Here is a 16,600-nt window from a genome sequence, read left to right as displayed (position 1 = left end):
TGCCAGGAGCATGATCTACGGGATGGTTTCAGGCAGTTGGCGGAGGATGGCGGCCCATTTCGTCCGCTTGTTGATATTCACCGTCCTGACGGCGGTCGCCGTGCCCGCCGGTGCACAGTCGACATCGACTTTCTCCAATACCACCAGCGGGACAATCAGCGGAACGACGGTCTGCACCACGCCGCTGGTTCGCACCTTTGCCGTTGGCAGCACTTTCACGGTGGCCGACGTGAACATCGGCATATTGGCCACGCATGGCTGGCGCGGCGATCTGCAGTTCACGCTTCAATCCCCGACCGGGACGCGCGTGCAACTGACCAATGGCGACACGCAAAGCATCAGCGGCGACAACTTCAACGTCCTGCTCGACGATGCGGCAACGCAATTGGTCAACACGGACGGGGCAAACCGCAACCATTCGACAAGCGCGCCGCCCTATCAGAACACCTATCAGCCCCGCAGCCTGCTTTCCGCATTCGACGGCGAGACATCCGCCGGTACGTGGCGGCTGGAAATATGCGATCTCTATCCTGCGGCGGATAACGGGCAGTTCGTGCGGGCCGATCTCTATTTGAGGTCGGCGCCTGCGAATTATGCCGATCTGTCGCTGACGAAGGTTCTCATCGGCAACCCGCCGGCCAATGGCGGCCAGGCGATATATCGCCTCACGGTCAGCAATGCATCGAACTCGCCTTCTTCTGCATCGGGTATCGCGGTGCGGGATACGTTTCCCGGCCAGTTTACTTTCTCGTCCTCATCTGGCGCCGGGAGTTTCAACGCCGGCACTAGGGTCTGGTCCGTCCCCACACTGGCGCCGGGGGCCAGCGCGACGATCGATATCAGGGGCACGATTTCGGCCAATGCCGGGACCACGATCACCAGTACCGCCGAAATCATTTCCAGTAGCATCATCGATAGCGATTCCACGCCCGACAACGGCATAACGACGGAAGACGATTTCGCATCGGCGACATTCACCGTCGTCGCAGGACGCGCGGCTGGAATCGTACCGGCAGTAAACTGCCCTAACGGCTCCACGCTGTTCGACTGGGATTCGCCCGCCATTAGCTGGGCAGCCGGATCGACCAGCAATACCTACGCGCTGGGGGCGTTCGGCAACATCGCTTTCAACCTCAGCAATGATGGTGCCTACCTTAACAATGCCACTTTCGGTGGTCAGTCACCCACGTTGCAAAGCGTGTTCACGGGGGGACTTTCACCGGCACAGCGGAGCCTGGCGGTCGTATCCGACCAGTCGAGCCGTAACGGTGCAGTCACCATCACCGTCACATTGCCGCGCGCGTTCGACGGCGTCCAGTTCACGATTTTCGATGTCGACTATGCCGCGAACCAGTTCACCGACAGGGTGGTTGTGACCGGTACCAATGGCGGCGCTTCGGTGACGCCGACGCTCAGCAACGGCAATGCCAATTACGTGACCGGCAATACGGCGATCGGGGATGGCGCATCTGACAACGATTCTTCGGCTGGCAATCTGGTCGTCACCTTCACCGCCAAGGTCGACACGATCGTCATCACTTATGGCAACCATACCAACGCGCCGACCAATCCTGGCCAACAGGGCATAGCCTTGCACGACATCAATTTCTGCCGCCCCTATACCACTCTCGCCGTCACCAAGATCAGTTCGGTCATTTCCGACCCGGTTAACGGCACATCCAATCCGAAGGCGATACCGGGCGCGCTGATTGAATACCTCATCACCGTCAGCAATACGGGCAGCGACAACACCGACGGTAATACGGTGATCATCACGGACGACGCGCCCGCCGACGCGAAGATGTGTCTCGCGAATCTCGCTGGTCCGGGAAGCGGTCCGGTACTTTTTTCAGGCGGCAGCCCGGCATCGGGCCTTGGCTACAGCTTTGTCGCTCTGGGAAATACGACCGACAATCTGCAATTCTCCGCCGATGGCGGGACTACATGGAATTATACGCCCACACCCGATGCCGACGGATGTGATCCGGCCGTGTCCGATTTTCGCGTCAGACCCACCGGCGTCCTGATCGCGGGGCGGGCCGCCACGGTCAGGGCACGTTTCATGGTGAAATAGCCAATCGCACCAGAACCCTTTTGGTGATATATGCGCTTCACTGAACATAATCATGTTTCCTACACGAACCGATATGGTTATCTGAACCGCCTCTTTATTAATGGAGGCAAACATGGTTTTCGAAACAGTTATCGGACCAATCGCAGCGATCATCGACAAGGTGATCCCCGACAAACAAGCTCGCGAAAAAGCGAAACTCGAACTGCTCGCGCTGCAGGGAACCCAGGAGCTGCGTCAGATCGAAGCACGGCTTTCGGCAATAGTCGCCGAAGCGCGCAGTGCCGATGGGTGGACCAGCCGCGCACGGCCGAGCTTTCTTTATGTGATGTATGCGCTGATCCTGTTCAGCCTGCCGATGGGAATAATTGCCGCTTTCGATCCGACCACCGCCCGCGCCATCGCCAAAGGCATGACTAGCTACCTCGCCGCCCTGCCGGAATCCTTATACGCTCTCTTCGGTACGGGTTACCTCGGCTACACTGCCGCCCGGCAATGGGGCAAAGCGAAGGGTACCGACGCTTGAGGTCCTGCCGATTGCCGCTAAACCCGCAGCATGACCGATATTGTCTTCGTCCTCAACGGCCCCAACCTCAACCTGCTCGGCACGCGTGAGCCAGAGATTTACGGTTCGACCACCCTGGCCGATATTGCCGCGATGCTGGAACAGAAGGCGGGCGAGATCGGCCTGACCGTCGACTTCCGTCAGACCAATCATGAAGGCGTTTTGGTCGACTGGCTGCACGAGGCGCACACCACGGGCGCCAAGGCGGTGTTGCTGAACGCCGCTGCCTATACCCACACGTCGATAGCCCTGCTCGATGCGATCAAGGCCATCGACGTGCCGGTATTCGAAGTTCACCTGTCCGACCCGGCGACACGCGAAGGGTTTCGGCACCTCTCCTATGTCGGCATGGCGGCGGTGGACGAAGTGAAAGGCATGGGCGCAAACGGCTATGCCGTAGCGTTGGAGAAGGCAGCAGCCCTGTAAAAGCGTCCCTGCCCCCTTGCCCTATCTGCGCGGCGCGAGCATAGGCGGGCCAAACAACACTCAAGGGGTTCCATGGCCGACCATAAGGGCAGCGCCGGCAAGTCCGGCATGAACGTCGATACCGCTCTCGTTCGCGAACTGGCAGAGATGCTGGGCGACACCGGGCTCACCGAAATCGAAGTGGAAGACGGAGAGCGCAAGATCCGCGTTTCGCGCGGCGGCGGCGTTCCGATGGCAGCGCCGATGCAGATGGCCGCGCCCGCTCCTGCTGCAGCGGCACCTGCGGCCGCCGCGCCTTCGCCCGAAGCGCCCGCTGCCGACTTTGCCGGCGCGATCAAATCGCCCATGGTCGGGACCGTCTATCTCGCTGCCGAACCGGGCGCACCCGACTTCGTCAAAGTCGGTGACAGCGTGAAGGAAGGCCAGACCCTCCTCATCGTCGAAGCGATGAAGGTCATGAATCCGATCACCGCCGACAAGGCCGGGACCGTCAAGGCGATCCACGTCGAGAACGCTCAGCCGGTCGAATTCGACCAGCCGCTCGTCAGCATCGGCTGAGGTCGCCCGTGAGCATTTCCCGTATCCTGATCGCCAACCGGGGCGAAATCGCGCTGCGCATTCACCGCGCGGCTCATGAAATGGGCATCGAAACCGTCGCGGTACACTCTACCGCCGATGCCGATGCCATGCATGTCCGTCTGGCCGATCATGCCGTGTGCATCGGCCCACCGGCCGCGACCGACAGCTATCTCAATATCGCCAACATCATTTCGGCCGCCGAAGTCAGCCATGCCGATGCGATCCATCCCGGTTATGGCTTCCTGTCCGAAAACGCGAAGTTTGCCGAGATCGTCGAAGCGCACGACATCGCGTGGATCGGCCCCAAGCCCGAGCATATCCGCACCATGGGCGACAAGGTCGCAGCCAAGAGAACGGCCGGCGCCCTTGGCCTGCCGCTCGTGCCCGGATCCGACGGCGCGGTCGAAACGGTTGAGGAAGCGCGCGAGATCGCGGCGGAAATCGGCTATCCCGTGATCATCAAGGCCGCCAGCGGCGGCGGCGGCCGCGGCATGAAGGTCTGCGAAAGCGAAGACCAGCTCGAAACCTTGATGAAGCAGGCCGGAAGCGAAGCGAAAGCCGCGTTCGGCGATGCCACCGTCTATATCGAGAAATATCTCGGCGATCCGCGCCACATCGAATTCCAGGTCTTCGGCGACGGCAATGGCAATGCCATCCATCTGGGCGAACGCGACTGTTCGCTCCAGCGGCGCCACCAGAAGGTCCTCGAAGAGGCGCCCTCGCCCGTCCTTTCGACCGAAGAGCGCGACCGCATGGGCGAAATCTGCGCCCAGGCCATGCGCGACATGGCTTACCGCGGCGCTGGCACGATCGAGTTCCTCTGGGAAAACGGCGAGTTCTATTTCATCGAGATGAACACGCGCCTCCAGGTCGAACATCCGGTGACCGAAATGATTACCGGTATAGATCTGGTGCGCGAACAGATCCGCATCGCGTCGGGCAAGGAACTGTCCTGCCGGCAGGATCAGATCGAGTTCAAGGGCCATGCGATCGAATGCCGCATCAACGCGGAAGATCCCTTCACCTTCGCGCCCAGCCCCGGCAAGGTCACCTATTATCACGCCGCGGGCGGCATGCATGTGCGCGTCGATAGCGGGCTCTACGCAGGCTATTCGATCCCGCCTTATTACGACAGCATGATCGCCAAGCTGATCGTCTATGGTCGCGACCGCGAACGCTGCATGATGCGCCTCAAGCGCGCACTGGAAGAAATGGTTGTCGAGGGTGTCAAAACCAGCATCCCCTTGCACCAGGAACTCTTGCAGCAGGACGACGTGAAAACCGGCCAGTATTCGATCAAATGGCTCGAAGAATGGCTCAAGACGCGAGATATATAGGCGCCTCGCCCGCCATCGCTTGAAAATGTAAGCCGATGGCAGTGCAAAATGCGCGGGCCAACCTTTCGGGATATGGTCGCCAAGCGGTCCGGTTGACATCGGGAAGGCTCACGATGAGTATTTCCCGATGCTCACCCTTCTTATGACGCTCGCCTTTGCTGCTGCCGAGCCCGTTCCGTCCGATTGCAGTCTGGATTACGATCGCGAAGCGGAGCTTGCGCGTGATGTCGTTGCCTTCGACCAAACCGAAGGCCAAGGCTGGCGCCCACTTTACGATGCCGAATGCTATATAGATGCCGCAGAGTTGCTGCGTGACTGGCAATCGCAGCATGAAGATGATCTCGATCCGACCGATCCGCGCGACCGTAGCCTCGCCAAAATTCTGCTGTGGCACGAAGCGCAGATGTGGGCCTTCGGTCACCGAAACGATTTGGCGCTGCCGATCTTCGAGAAGATTGACCGCGAAGGTCGGGCTGCCTCGGGAAATGCGTGGAACCTCTACGTCGATGGCACGCTGGCTTTCCTGAACCGCGACAAAGCTGCCCTTGAAGCAGCGATTACGGGTTTGGCGAAAGAGCCCAAGCCGGCAGGATGGGACGATGCAGTTGGAGCTGATGGCCAGCCCATCTCCCTGCCATGGCCGCAAAATCTAGATGTCCTAGAAGGTCTGCTGCGCTGTTGGGATAAATCTTACGCAGTTGCCTATCTTTGCCGGGACATTCCGGCGCGGACTTGACAGGTACTGCCGTATATCGCGGCGCTAGATACGATCCCCGCTAATCGAAGTTGAACCCAGCCGCCCTCGCTTCGGCAATCACCTCTTCGCCCGTCCGGCGCGGATGGTCGCCTTCGATCCTGCACCAATCTGCGCGTTCGTCCACGAATATCTCCTTCTCGATCCCGTGGGTGGCTGCGGCATCGAATAGCCCGGCGGAAAAGCTGCGATTATCGGTCGGCAGGAAGCGAAACCATAGATTGCTGCCGCATTTCGAACAGAACGCCCGCTCTGCCCATTCGCTGGAACGAAACTCGGTAATCTCGTCTGCGCCTGTCACCTGCGGGTTGTCCCCGCTTTGCGCGCTGTAGAATGCGCCGCCCCATCGGCGGCACATGCCGCACTGGCAAATTTCGACCTGCTGCACCGGATTGTCGAGCGTGATCGTCACCGCGCCGCACAGGCAGTGGCCTTCGATCGACGCAGCCCCGGTCACAGCGGGACGCCGGGCTCGTGCTTGCTGGTCCGAATGGTGAGCGAGGTTTTCACGCTTTCCACATTGGGCGCAGGCGTCAGCTTGCTGGTCAGGAATTCCTGGAAGCTCTGCAAATCGCGGCTGACGATCTTGATGATGAAATCGATTTCGCCGTTGAGCATGTGCACTTCGCGCACTTCGGGCAGGTCGCGCATCGCCATTTCGAATTCACGCAGCGAATCTTCTGCCTGGCTCTTCAGACTCACCATGGCGAAAACCGTGATGGAAAATCCCAGCTTCGAGGGGTCGAGTTCGGCGTGATAGCCCCGGATTACCCCGTCCTCTTCGAGAGCGCGTACACGGCGTAGGCAGGGCGGCGCGGTCAGTCCGACGCGATGGGCGAGTTCTACATTGGTGATTCTCCCTTCATTCTGGAGTTCACCGAGCAATCGCCGGTCGATTTCGTCGAGATTGGCCATATAATACGTTCCTGCTACCCTGGCGCCACCGGCGGGGCATCGCGAAACTTCCACGAAATGTTGACAACGCGATGCAGCCGTCTTGGCTAACATTATTATCTTTGCCAGCAATTGTCTCGCTTTGCAACGCGCAGGCAACTTTCCGTTCAGCGTAAGTTTTGCACGGTTAGAACCTGCACTGAGCGATGGTTTACGTATCGCAAACAATTGCCTGTCACCGGAGTATCGATGCATTTTGACGACCGCCTTGCTACTGTGCTGCGCCACCGCGCCGCCAGTGCGCGCGCGGCAAAGACACAGTTCCGCCAGTTGCTCGACCTGCTTGGCGAACGGCCGCAGGCCGGCGACCCTGCTCTGAAAGCGGCCGCCTATCTGCGCCTGATCGCGCTGGCGGAAATGATTCCTACTCCCGAACGCGCAGCCATCGTCGGTGAAAACGGCTGGCGCTTCCGCAATCCTGAACTGGTGCGCTGGTTTGGCGAAGCACACCCCTCGATTGCCGGGGCGGCACTGTACCGCGCGCAGCTAACCGGGGAGGAATGGGCCGAACTGATCCCACGCCTTCCGATCAGGGCGCGCGGCTTCCTGCGCCATCGCCGGGATCTGCCCGATGGTGCTGTGCGCGTGCTCGACCGGCTGGGCGTATCCGACCGCGCCCTGCCGCAGCCCATTGCCGCGCCGCCTGTTCAACCTGCCGGGGATCTCCCGGCAGAAGCGGTTGATTTCGACGATGTCGAACCCCTCGTGCTTCCGCAAAGCCAGGAAGAGGCCGCACCTGCAAGCGACGTCGAACCGGATCCGCCGGTAGCCGAGCCGGAACAACCCACACCCACACCGGCAGAACCATCAGCCCGGCCCGAGCCTGTCGCCGCGCCTTCTGCCCCCCGTCCTGCTGCCGAACCTTCGGGCAGATCGGACGGCATCCGCGCTCTGGTGGAGCGGATCGAGACCTTCCGCAAGGCGCGCAGCCCGCAATCGCGGGATGGCGATGCTCCCACCCTCCCGCTTGCCGGTCTGGAGGATACGCAGCCGCGCAGACAGCTCGACGCTTTCAGCTTCGGGACGAATTCCGAAGGCAGGATCGACTGGGCCGAACCGGAAATTGCGCCCATGGTCGTCGGGCTCGATCTGTCGCAGCGCCGCGAAGGGGATGTGGCTTCGGACGATTTCGCTGCGGCGTTCGCCAACCGCCAGCCGGTTCACGAACTTGCCATCGCGCTTCGCGGCGCCGACGCTATCGAAGGCGACTGGATCGTCGACGCCGCCCCCCGCTTCACCCGCGGCGACGGGCGCTTCTACGGCTATGTTGGCCGCTTCCGCCGCGCGGTCGCACCGGTCGACGACCGGGCCCAGCGCAGCGCGGATCGCCTGCGCCAGCTTCTCCACGAACTGCGCACCCCGGTAAATGCGATGCAGGGCTATGCGGAAGTGATCCAGCAGCAGGTCTTTGGCCCGACGCCGCACGAATATCGCGCTCTGGCCGCATCCATCGCCGGTGACAGCGCGCGCATTCTTGCCGGTTTCGACGAACTCGACCGGCTGGCGCGGCTGGAAACCGGCGCGCTTGATCTTGATTCGGGCGAAAGCGATTTCGCCGCGATCGCGCGCGCGCAGATCGGACAGCTCCAGACGGTACTCGGCCCTCGTGTGGCGCGCTTCGATGCCAGGTTGACCGACATGCCCGCCCGACTCGCCCTGGCCCAGAACGAAGCGGAAATGCTCGGCTGGCGCGTACTCGCGACCCTGGCGGGCGCCACGGGCGCTGGCGAAAACGTCGCCCTGTCGCTCGATCTCGATGGCGAACAGGTGGCCCTGCGCGCGCAGCTTCCGTCCAAGCTTGTGCAGGCCGACAATATCTTCGCGTCGGAAGTCAGGGCCGGTGGCGGCACGCTCAGCTCCGGTATCTTCGGGGCCGGCTTCTCTCTCCGCCTTGCCCGGGCAGAAGCGCGCGCCGCAGGCGGCGAACTGGCACGCGCAGGCGATTCGCTCGTCCTTACCCTCCCTCTCTTGACCGTCAGCGATGCCCTGCCTAGCCCTGCCGATGCGCCCGATCGCGCGGCCGGTTAGGAAACCTACGCCATCAGCCAAGTCGACCTCCTGAACCCGCCGGCCTCATCGCAGACTGCGCGCTTTGCCGATGGGTTCGGACAGCGTTCGCTGCTGACGATCGACACGGAAGAGGAATTCGACTGGGAAGCGCCCTTTCGTGCAGATGGATATGGTCTCGACCATATCGCGGCATTGTCCGGTTTTCAGCAATTCTGCGAAGGGATCGGTGTCTCTCCCGTCTATCTCGTCGACTGGCCCGTGGCCCAGGATGCCCGTGCGCAGGAGATCATCGGCGATGCCATACGCCGCGGACAGGCGGAAATCGGCGTCCAGTTACACCCTTGGGTCAACCCGCCCCACCACGAAGAGGTAAACCGCCGTAACAGCTTTGCTGGCAATCTTCCTCCCGAACTCGAAGCCGAGAAATTTCATCGCCTGCGCGATCTGGTGGAGGAAAACTTCGGCGCGGCCCCGCTGATCTACCGTGCCGGCCGCTATGGCCTTGGCCCGCATACGGCGGGGCTTCTGGGTGAAGGCGGTATCGCCATCGACAGTTCGGTGCGCGCCCGGTTCGATTACACGGATGAAGGGGGCCCCGATTACAGCCGCCATCCGGTTGCACCCTATTGGGCCGATGCAGGGAAGACCCTGCTCGAACTTCCGCTGACCACGTCCTTCTGGGGCATGCTGCGCCAGCAGGGGCAGCAGTTGTACCCGCTCGCACATCGCTACCCCTTGCTTGGCAGCATACTCGCCAAGACCGGGATGCTGGAGCGAATCGGCCTTACACCGGAAGACATCACGCTCGAGGAAGCGCTGCGCGCCGTCGATATCGCCATCGACGATGATCTGCCGCTGCTGGTCCTGAGTTTTCATAGCCCCTCGCTCGCGCCGGGGCATACGCCCTACGTCCATAATGAAGATGATCTGGATCGGCTGTATGACTGGCTGCGCGGCGTCTATTCCTATCTGCGTGCGCGCGACGTCCGCCCGACGACGGTTGAAGAAATCATCGCCTCTGCTGTTCGCTAGAGCTTGCAACGTCCACGCACCGCGGCTAGGCGCGCTTTTCCGCACGGCGTGGCTGGGGGCCTGTAGCTCAGTTGGTTAGAGCTGGCCGCTCATAACGGCTAGGTCGCGGGTTCGAGTCCTGCCGGGCCCACCAAGCTCGGCGCTTTGCGGGAAATCGGTCGGGGAGTGGCGCAGCCTGGTAGCGCACTTGTTTTGGGTACAAGGGGTCGCTGGTTCGAATCCAGTCTCCCCGACCAGATTTCCAGCAGGGCAGACATGTCGCAAGCGAAGCACGGGAGGTGCGCCGTTTGATTAGCCAGACAGCCGCACCCTCCCCCACTTTCGACACCCGTCTGATCTGGGCCATCGCGCTGCCCGCCATGGTGACCAATGTCGCCACGGCCCTGATCGGCGTGGGCGACATGTGGATTGTCGGCCAGCTTGGCGATGCACCGACGCAAGGCGCGGTCGATATCGGGGCCAAGCTGTTCGCCGCGCTGTTCACCGTGATGAATTTCCTGAAGACCGGCACCACTGGCCTCGTTGCGCAGGCGGGCACACGCTCCGGCGCGCAGGCGCAGGCGGCGGTTCTGATCAAGGGTCTGGTCGTCGGCGGCGCCATCGCCGCGCTGCTGCTATTGGCCAAGCCGGTGCTCATGCCGCTGCTGCTCGATGCCCTCGGGGCCGAAGCCCGCGTGCGCACGGCCGCCGTGGTCTATGCCGACATCCGGTACTGGAGCGCACCAGCCGTCATGGCCAATTTCGCGCTGGTCGGCTTTCTCGTCGGTCGTCGCCGGATGCGCGAAGTGCTGGCGATCGAGGTTTTCTACAATCTGCTCAACGTCGCGCTCGGCCTGTGGCTGGCGCTCGGTCTGGACTGGGGCATTGCCGGGATCGGCTGGTCCAGCTTCACGGCCGAATTTGCCAAGCTGGCGATCGCATCGCTGGTCATCTGGCGCATTGCCGGGGGCGAGATCGGCGAGGCGCTACGGTCGAGGACAAGCGTTTCGCTCGCCGCCCTCAAGCCCTTCCTCGCCGTCAATCGTGACCTGTTCCTGCGCACGGTGGTGTTGATGGTCGCCATCACTGCCCTCACCCGGCTGGGTGCGGAACGCGGGCCCGTCGTCCTGGCGGCGAACGGCATCATCTACCAGCTCTTCGTGCTTTCGGCGCTGCTGCTCGACGGGTTCGAAAACGCCGCGCAGGTCATCAACGGCGAACGAGCCGGCGATGAAGACCGAGTCGGCTTCACGGCCTATATCCGGTTGATCCTGTGGCGCTGCCTAGGTGTTGCCACCCTGCTGGCCCTTGTCTTCGCCGCCATCGGCGGCACGATTACCGACAGCTTCGCCGCTACGCCTGCCGTTGCGAGCGAGGCGCGCCAGCTATGGCCGTGGCTCGTTGCGATCCCTCTGGCAGGGTTCGCGGGCTTCGTGCTCGATGGCGTCTTTGTGGGGGCAAGCTGGACGCGCGCCCTGCTGCTGACGATGGTCGGCGCAGTCGCGGGCTATGCCGTCCTGCTATGGCTGACCTGGCCGCTCGGCAACGACGGGCTGTGGCTCAGCTTCATCGGCTTCCTCGTCCTTCGGGCCGGGCTGCAACTGGTGGCAATGCGCAGGCTGATCGCCCGGCATTTCCGCGCCGCCCGGCCCTAGGCAGGCGTCATTCCCCAACTACGATCGGCCGGTTGTGGTTGGCGAGCACATTGGTCACCGCCGTCCACACAGCCACGTTCTGGCGCAGCTGTTCGGGGTCGATCTTGTCCAGCGTATCGTCGGGCGTGTGGTGCAGGTCGAAATAGCGCGTGCCGTCCTGCTGCAGATCGATGATCGCGGCGCCTTGCTCGCGAATCACGTTGATGTCGGCCCCGCCCGTCGCCACAGCGGCAGAGGGTGCAACCCCGAAACGCGCCACGGCCTGCGCCAGAGCCTTGTAGAGTTCGGGATCGCTCTTGGTGAAATTGCTGTCGATGCGCCAGATGCGGTCGGCACCGAAATCGCTTTCATATCCCACCATGAAGGGCTCGTCCGCGTGGGCCGCGGCATAGGCCTTGCTGCCCCACAGGCCGGTTTCTTCCGCACCTGCAAACAGCACGCGGATCGTGCGCAGCGGCTGGCCGGCGGCGGCGACATGCTTGGCGGCGGCAGCGGCGATACCGCAGCCTGCACCGTCGTCGATTGCGCCCGTGCCAAGATCCCAGCTATCGAGATGGCAGGCCAGCAGCAGCGGCGGCAGCGAAGGATCGCGCCCTACGATCTCGCCCGTCACATTGCCGCTCTTGGTGGTGCCGACATCGCGCGGGGTCATGGTCAGCCGCATGGTAACCGGCTGGCCATCGGCGCGTGCGAAAATGCGCTCCAGATTGTCAGCATCGGGGTTCGATAGCGCACCGGCGGGCGTCGCCTTCACGCCCTCGGGAAAGCTCGTGCCGCCGGTATGCGGCGTGCGGTGGTTTTCGGTGCCGATCGAGCGGATGACCGTGGCCACGGCACCCTTGCTGGCGGCCAGCCCCGCGCCGGTCCAGCGCGCCGGGCCGGCAAAGCCGTAACCCGAACCGTCCTGCGTCGGGCGCATGTCGTGGCTGATGAAGGCGATCTTGCCCTTCAGGCTGCCCGGTGCCGCCGCTTCCAAGTCGGCATAGCTGGGGAAATAGACCACTTCCGCCTCGATGCCTTTCGGTCCAGTCGATGCGCTGGTTCCCAGTGCGGTGATCTGCATCGGCTGCGGGAACGGACCCGTAATCTCGGCGCGTTCTTCCCCGCGCACCCAGGTCGGCATATCATAAGGTTCTTCGACGACATTGGCGAAGCCGTTGGCGTTCAGCCATTCCAGCGCCCAGGCGCGCCCGCGCGCTTCGGCTTCGGTACCGGCCATACGCGGCCCCACTTCCGTCGTGATTCCCTCCACGAAATCCCACGCGATCGTATCGCCTTTCAGCGCGTCGTCGGCGGTGTCGGCATGGGCGGGAGCGGTGAGCGAAAGCGCGGCAAGCGCGAGGATGGGTTTGTGCATGGCCGCATCTGCTATGTCGCCCGGCCCGCGCTGTCCACCGCTTTGCGCGTTCCGCTTGCTCCTTTGCGCCTGCATCCCTATCTGCGGGCCCATGTCACGCGGGCGGTGCCCCGCCCCACTCCAGATCTCGCCAAAAGGATTCGCCAGATGGCCGCGCAATACGCCTTCGTGATGAAGGACATGACCAAGACCTTCCCCGGTGCCCAGAAGCCGGTGCTCAGCAACATCAACCTGCAGTTCTACCAGGGCGCCAAGATCGGCATCGTGGGCCCCAACGGCGCAGGTAAGTCGACGCTGATCAAGATCATGGCCGGCATCGACACCGATTTCACCGGCGAGGCATGGCCGGGCGAGAACATCACCGTCGGCTATCTCGAGCAGGAGCCCGAGCTCGACGAAAGCAAGACCGTGCTCGAAAACGTCAAGGACGGCGCGCGCGGCATCGCCGACATGGTCGAACGCTTCAATGCGATCGGCATGGAAATGGGCGAGGAAGACGCCGATTTCGACGCGCTCAGCACCGAGATGTCGGAACTGCAGGACAAGATCGACGCGGTCGACGGCTGGACGCTCGACAACCAGCTCGAAGTCGCGATGGAAGCGCTGCGGTGCCCGCCGGGCGACTGGCCCGTCACCGACCTGTCGGGCGGTGAAAAGCGCCGCGTCGCGCTTACCCGCCTGCTGATCCAGAAGCCCTCCATCCTGCTACTGGACGAACCGACCAACCACCTCGACGCAGAGTCGGTCCAGTGGCTCGAAAACCACCTCAAGGACTACGCGGGTGCGGTGCTGATGATCACCCACGATCGCTACTTCCTCGACAATGTGGTCGAATGGATCCTCGAGCTCGACCGCGGCAGCTACTATCCGTACGAAGGCAATTACTCGACCTATCTGGAAAAGAAGGCCAAGCGCCTCGAACAGGAAAGCCGCGAGGAAAGCGGCCGCTCGAAAGCCCTTTCGCGCGAACTGGAATGGATCCGGCAGACGCCCAGCGCCCGCCAGACCAAGTCCAAGGCCCGTATCCGCAAGTTCGAGGAACTCCAGGAAGGCCAGAAGGATCGCAAGCCCGGCAAGGCCCAGATCGTCATCCAGGTGCCCGAACGTCTTGGCGGCAAGGTCATCGAAGCCAAGAACATCACCAAGGCCTATGGCGACAAGCTGCTGTTCGAAGACCTGTCCTTCATGCTGCCCCCGGGCGGCATCGTCGGCGTGATCGGCCCGAACGGCGCGGGTAAGTCCACGCTGTTCAAGATCCTGACCGGCAAGGAAGAACCCGACAGCGGCACGGTGGAAATCGGTTCGACCGTCCACCTGGGCTTCGTCGACCAGAGCCGCGATCATCTCGATGCGAGCAAGAACGTGTGGGAGGAAATCTCCGACGGGCTCGATTACATGAAGGTCAACGGCCACGACACCAGCACGCGGGCCTATGTCGGCGCGTTCAACTTCAAGGGCGCCGACCAGCAGAAGAACGTCGGCAAGCTGTCGGGCGGTGAACGCAACCGCGTGCACATGGCCAAGATGCTGAAAGAAGGCGGCAACGTGCTGCTGCTGGACGAACCGACCAACGATCTCGACGTGGAAACGCTGGGCGCGCTGGAAGAGGCGATCGAAAACTTCGCCGGCTGCGCCGTGGTCATCTCGCACGACCGCTTCTTCCTCGACCGTCTGGCCACCCACATCCTCGCCTTCGAAGGCGACAGCCACGTGGAATGGTTCGAAGGCAACTTCGAAGCCTACGAAGAAGACAAGCGCCGCCGCCTCGGCGACGCTGCGGACCGTCCGACAAGGCTGGCGTACAAGAAGCTTACGCGCTGAAAAGGCTGAGGCCGCGCTTTGCGTCAGTCTCTCCACCGTATTTCGTCATCCCTGCCTGCGCGGGGATGACGAAAGGCGGGCCAGGCGTTCTGGCCAAACTGATTGACCTTGTTCCGGTTGGTACATAGCCTGCCGCTGTTCGAGGGAGCTTTCAGTGACGAACCATTCAACGGCCAACCAATCGAAGCACAACAAGCTGTTCAAGGCCGCAACGCTGTTCTGGCTCGTTCTCGTGGTAGCTATCGTCTTTGGTTATAGTTTGGGCAAGGATATGGCGCTGCGCGACAATGCACGGGATGCGGCGGCCGCGCAGCGGTAAGGGCGTCCAGCAGATCGCTGCGGTTGCGCTGCCGCAACGCATAATACCGCGCAACCACGCCTAATTCAGACAGAAGGGCCGCAAGCCCCGGATTGGCTTACGGCCCTCTGCAAGATCGACGAGCTAGTTACTCCGCGCCGATGAAGATCGCCTTCGCGTTGACGAATTCCTTAACGCCGAAGCCGCCGTGTTCGCGGCCATAGCCGGAATTCTTCACCCCGCCGAAGGGCATCGATGGGTCCGCCACGCCATAGGTGTTGATATACACCATGCCGGTGTCGAAATGCTTGCTCGCCAGTTCGATCGCGCGGTCGGTATCGCCGCACAATATGCCGCCGCCAAGGCCATAACGGCTGTCGTTGGCGAGGCGCATCGCGTCCTCGTCGTCCTTTGCGCGGATCACGCTGGCGACCGGGCCGAACAGTTCGTCGTCATAGGCCGGCTGTCCCGGTGCGACATCGGTGAGCACGGTCGCGGGATAAAACGCGCCCGGTCCGTCGGGGATCTTGCCGCCGCAGGCGATCTTGGCGCCTTTGGATACGGATTCGTCCACCTGCTTCTGCAGATCGTCGCGCAGGTCCGCCGACGACATCGGTCCCATGTCGCTATCCTTGTCGGTCGGATCGCCAAGCTTGACCCCTTCGAAACGCCCGACGAACTTTTCCAGAAACGCGTCATAGACCTTGTCGGTCACGATGAAGCGCTTGCCGTTGATGCAGGTCTGGCCGTTGTTGTAGAGGCGCGCCTGCGCACACACATCGGCTGCCTTCGCCAGATCGGCGTCTTCCAGCACCAGATAGGCATCGTTCGAACCCAGCTCGAGCACGGTCTTCTTGATGACCTTGGCCGCCTTCTCCGCCACGTGGCGCCCCGCCCCGTCCGATCCGGTCAGCGTTACGCCGCGAACCTTGTCGTGGGCGATGATTTCGTCCGACGTGTCGTGATCGATCACCAGCACGGTGAACAGGTTCTCGGGCAGGCCGCCTTCCCTGAATATCTTCTCGATCATCAGTCCGCTGCCGGTGCAGAGCGAGGAGTGCTTCAGCAGCACGCCGTTCCCGGCCATAAGGCTGGCGATGGCATAGCGGATCACCTGATAGGCGGGAAAATTCCACGGCTGGATGCCGTAGATCACGCCGATCGGCGAATAGGTGACGATGCCGCGCGCCGCATTGCTGGGATCGCGTTTTTCGTCGGCCAGCTCCTTCGGCCCGGTGGCGGCGGTATAGTCGCAGATGCCGGCGCACAGCTCGATCTCGTCACGGCTGTCGCCGATCAGCTTGCCGACCTCGCGCGTCATCAACTGGGCAAGTTCTTCCTTGTTGTCGCGCAGCGCCTTGGCGATGCCGCCGATAACGGCAGCTCGGTCTTCCAGGCTTTTCAGCTTCCATTCGCTAAAGGCCTTGTGGCAGGCCTCGACCTTGGCCGCGGCGTCCTTGGCGGAAATCATCTCGAAGCTCTCGATGTTTTCGCCGGTTGCGGGATTGACGGTGGTGATGGTGGACATGGGGGTTTCTCTTTCGTGTCTGTTTACCGACTCAAGGAACGAGCGCCCCCGAACGTTCCAACACTAATTGGTCGAACAACTTCGCCCACCGCCCCGCACCCGCTCTCGTCATTCCCGCGCAGGCGGGAATCCAGCCTGGCCCGGCGCGCCATCGCCCTCTCGCCAATGACTGCAGCCGTCCCCGCCACCAGCCGTAGGACCCCCTCTCGAACAATCCTATTTCTGCGCTAAATG

General features: G+C 62.5%; 15 protein-coding genes and 2 tRNA genes. 13 read left to right on the top strand and 4 right to left on the bottom strand.

Features of this window, described 5'->3' with window-relative positions; all coding sequences use genetic code 11:
- The first annotated feature begins 46 nt into the window (after positions 1-46).
- From K3177_RS09800 to K3177_RS09775, 6 genes are all read left to right on the top strand, one after another.
- Positions 47-2,074, top strand: coding sequence for a proprotein convertase P-domain-containing protein (locus tag K3177_RS09800; protein WP_221598135.1), 2,028 nt, complete (start codon positions 47-49; stop codon positions 2,072-2,074).
- Positions 2,075-2,186: 112 nt separating this feature from the next.
- Positions 2,187-2,597, top strand: a complete 411-nt coding sequence (locus tag K3177_RS09795) for a holin family protein (protein ID WP_221598134.1) — start codon at positions 2,187-2,189, stop codon at positions 2,595-2,597.
- 30 nt (positions 2,598-2,627) lie between these two features.
- The gene (locus K3177_RS09790) at positions 2,628-3,062 is read left to right on the top strand and encodes a type II 3-dehydroquinate dehydratase (RefSeq protein ID WP_221598133.1); all 435 of its coding nucleotides are present in this window, start codon (positions 2,628-2,630) and stop codon (positions 3,060-3,062) included.
- A gap of 72 nt (positions 3,063-3,134) precedes the next feature.
- Positions 3,135-3,620: an acetyl-CoA carboxylase biotin carboxyl carrier protein gene (accB, locus tag K3177_RS09785; protein ID WP_103025161.1), complete on the top strand. Its 486-nt coding sequence runs from the start codon at positions 3,135-3,137 to the stop codon at positions 3,618-3,620.
- 8 nt (positions 3,621-3,628) lie between these two features.
- Positions 3,629-4,978 (top strand): acetyl-CoA carboxylase biotin carboxylase subunit, encoded by a 1,350-nt coding sequence (gene accC, locus K3177_RS09780; protein ID WP_221598132.1) that lies wholly within the window; start codon positions 3,629-3,631, stop codon positions 4,976-4,978.
- A gap of 127 nt (positions 4,979-5,105) precedes the next feature.
- Complete coding sequence (locus tag K3177_RS09775; RefSeq protein ID WP_221598131.1) at positions 5,106-5,714, top strand: hypothetical protein; 609 nt, start codon at positions 5,106-5,108, stop codon at positions 5,712-5,714.
- 40 nt (positions 5,715-5,754) lie between these two features.
- On the opposite strand, the gene K3177_RS09770 is transcribed toward K3177_RS09775, so the two are convergent.
- Entirely contained in the window at positions 5,755-6,189 is a 435-nt protein-coding gene (locus K3177_RS09770; protein ID WP_345725384.1) for a GFA family protein, read from the bottom strand.
- Positions 6,186-6,647 (bottom strand): Lrp/AsnC family transcriptional regulator, encoded by a 462-nt coding sequence (locus K3177_RS09765; protein WP_103025164.1) that lies wholly within the window; start codon positions 6,645-6,647, stop codon positions 6,186-6,188. The genes K3177_RS09770 and K3177_RS09765 overlap by 4 nt, the downstream gene beginning before the upstream one ends.
- A gap of 228 nt (positions 6,648-6,875) precedes the next feature.
- Here K3177_RS09765 and K3177_RS09760 point away from each other — a divergent pair, with 228 nt between their 5' ends.
- The 5 genes from K3177_RS09760 (at position 6,876) to K3177_RS09740 (ending at position 11,362) form a co-directional block, all read left to right on the top strand.
- Positions 6,876-8,714, top strand: coding sequence for a sensor histidine kinase (locus K3177_RS09760; RefSeq protein ID WP_221598130.1), 1,839 nt, complete (start codon positions 6,876-6,878; stop codon positions 8,712-8,714).
- A gap of 12 nt (positions 8,715-8,726) precedes the next feature.
- Positions 8,727-9,728 carry a polysaccharide deacetylase family protein gene (locus K3177_RS09755; RefSeq protein ID WP_221598509.1) on the top strand — a complete coding sequence of 334 codons (1,002 nt, stop codon included), beginning with the start codon at positions 8,727-8,729 and terminating at the stop codon, positions 9,726-9,728.
- 56 nt (positions 9,729-9,784) lie between these two features.
- Positions 9,785-9,861, top strand: a tRNA-Ile gene (locus tag K3177_RS09750).
- 26 nt (positions 9,862-9,887) lie between these two features.
- Positions 9,888-9,964: transfer RNA gene (locus K3177_RS09745), tRNA-Pro, on the top strand.
- A 51-nt stretch (positions 9,965-10,015) separates the two neighbouring features.
- Positions 10,016-11,362, top strand: a complete 1,347-nt coding sequence (locus K3177_RS09740) for an MATE family efflux transporter (protein ID WP_221598129.1) — start codon at positions 10,016-10,018, stop codon at positions 11,360-11,362.
- A gap of 7 nt (positions 11,363-11,369) precedes the next feature.
- Here the strand turns inward: K3177_RS09740 and K3177_RS09735 are convergent, their stop codons facing one another.
- Positions 11,370-12,719 carry a M20/M25/M40 family metallo-hydrolase gene (locus K3177_RS09735; protein WP_221598128.1) on the bottom strand — a complete coding sequence of 450 codons (1,350 nt, stop codon included), beginning with the start codon at positions 12,717-12,719 and terminating at the stop codon, positions 11,370-11,372.
- A gap of 147 nt (positions 12,720-12,866) precedes the next feature.
- On the opposite strand from K3177_RS09735, the gene ettA reads away from it, so the two are divergent.
- Both ettA and K3177_RS09725 read left to right on the top strand, forming a co-directional pair.
- A complete protein-coding gene (gene ettA / locus K3177_RS09730) occupies positions 12,867-14,540 on the top strand; it encodes an energy-dependent translational throttle protein EttA (RefSeq protein ID WP_103025173.1) in 1,674 nt (557 codons plus the stop codon).
- Between the two features lie 154 nt (positions 14,541-14,694).
- Positions 14,695-14,859 (top strand): hypothetical protein, encoded by a 165-nt coding sequence (locus K3177_RS09725; RefSeq protein WP_221598127.1) that lies wholly within the window; start codon positions 14,695-14,697, stop codon positions 14,857-14,859.
- Positions 14,860-14,986: 127 nt separating this feature from the next.
- Here the strand turns inward: K3177_RS09725 and K3177_RS09720 are convergent, their stop codons facing one another.
- A complete protein-coding gene (locus tag K3177_RS09720; RefSeq protein ID WP_221598126.1) occupies positions 14,987-16,366 on the bottom strand; it encodes an NAD-dependent succinate-semialdehyde dehydrogenase in 1,380 nt (459 codons plus the stop codon).
- Positions 16,367-16,600: the final 234 nt, after the last annotated feature.

Source organism: Qipengyuania pacifica, from assembly GCF_019711555.1.
GTDB lineage: Bacteria > Pseudomonadota > Alphaproteobacteria > Sphingomonadales > Sphingomonadaceae > Qipengyuania > Qipengyuania pacifica.
Note: the sequence above shows the minus strand (reverse complement) of the source record. Positions and strands in the feature narration are given on the sequence as shown.

Coding starts and splice junctions, on each gene's coding strand:
- K3177_RS09800 (WP_221598135.1), top strand. CDS start 47: ATGGCGGCCCATTTCGTCCGCTTGTTGATATTCACCGTCCTGACGGCG.
- K3177_RS09795 (WP_221598134.1), top strand. CDS start 2,187: ATGGTTTTCGAAACAGTTATCGGACCAATCGCAGCGATCATCGACAAG.
- K3177_RS09790 (WP_221598133.1), top strand. CDS start 2,628: ATGACCGATATTGTCTTCGTCCTCAACGGCCCCAACCTCAACCTGCTC.
- accB (WP_103025161.1), top strand. CDS start 3,135: ATGGCCGACCATAAGGGCAGCGCCGGCAAGTCCGGCATGAACGTCGAT.
- K3177_RS09775 (WP_221598131.1), top strand. CDS start 5,106: ATGCTCACCCTTCTTATGACGCTCGCCTTTGCTGCTGCCGAGCCCGTT.
- K3177_RS09765 (WP_103025164.1), bottom strand. CDS start 6,647: ATGGCCAATCTCGACGAAATCGACCGGCGATTGCTCGGTGAACTCCAG.
- K3177_RS09760 (WP_221598130.1), top strand. CDS start 6,876: ATGCATTTTGACGACCGCCTTGCTACTGTGCTGCGCCACCGCGCCGCC.
- K3177_RS09735 (WP_221598128.1), bottom strand. CDS start 12,719: ATGCACAAACCCATCCTCGCGCTTGCCGCGCTTTCGCTCACCGCTCCC.
- ettA (WP_103025173.1), top strand. CDS start 12,867: ATGGCCGCGCAATACGCCTTCGTGATGAAGGACATGACCAAGACCTTC.
- K3177_RS09720 (WP_221598126.1), bottom strand. CDS start 16,366: ATGTCCACCATCACCACCGTCAATCCCGCAACCGGCGAAAACATCGAG.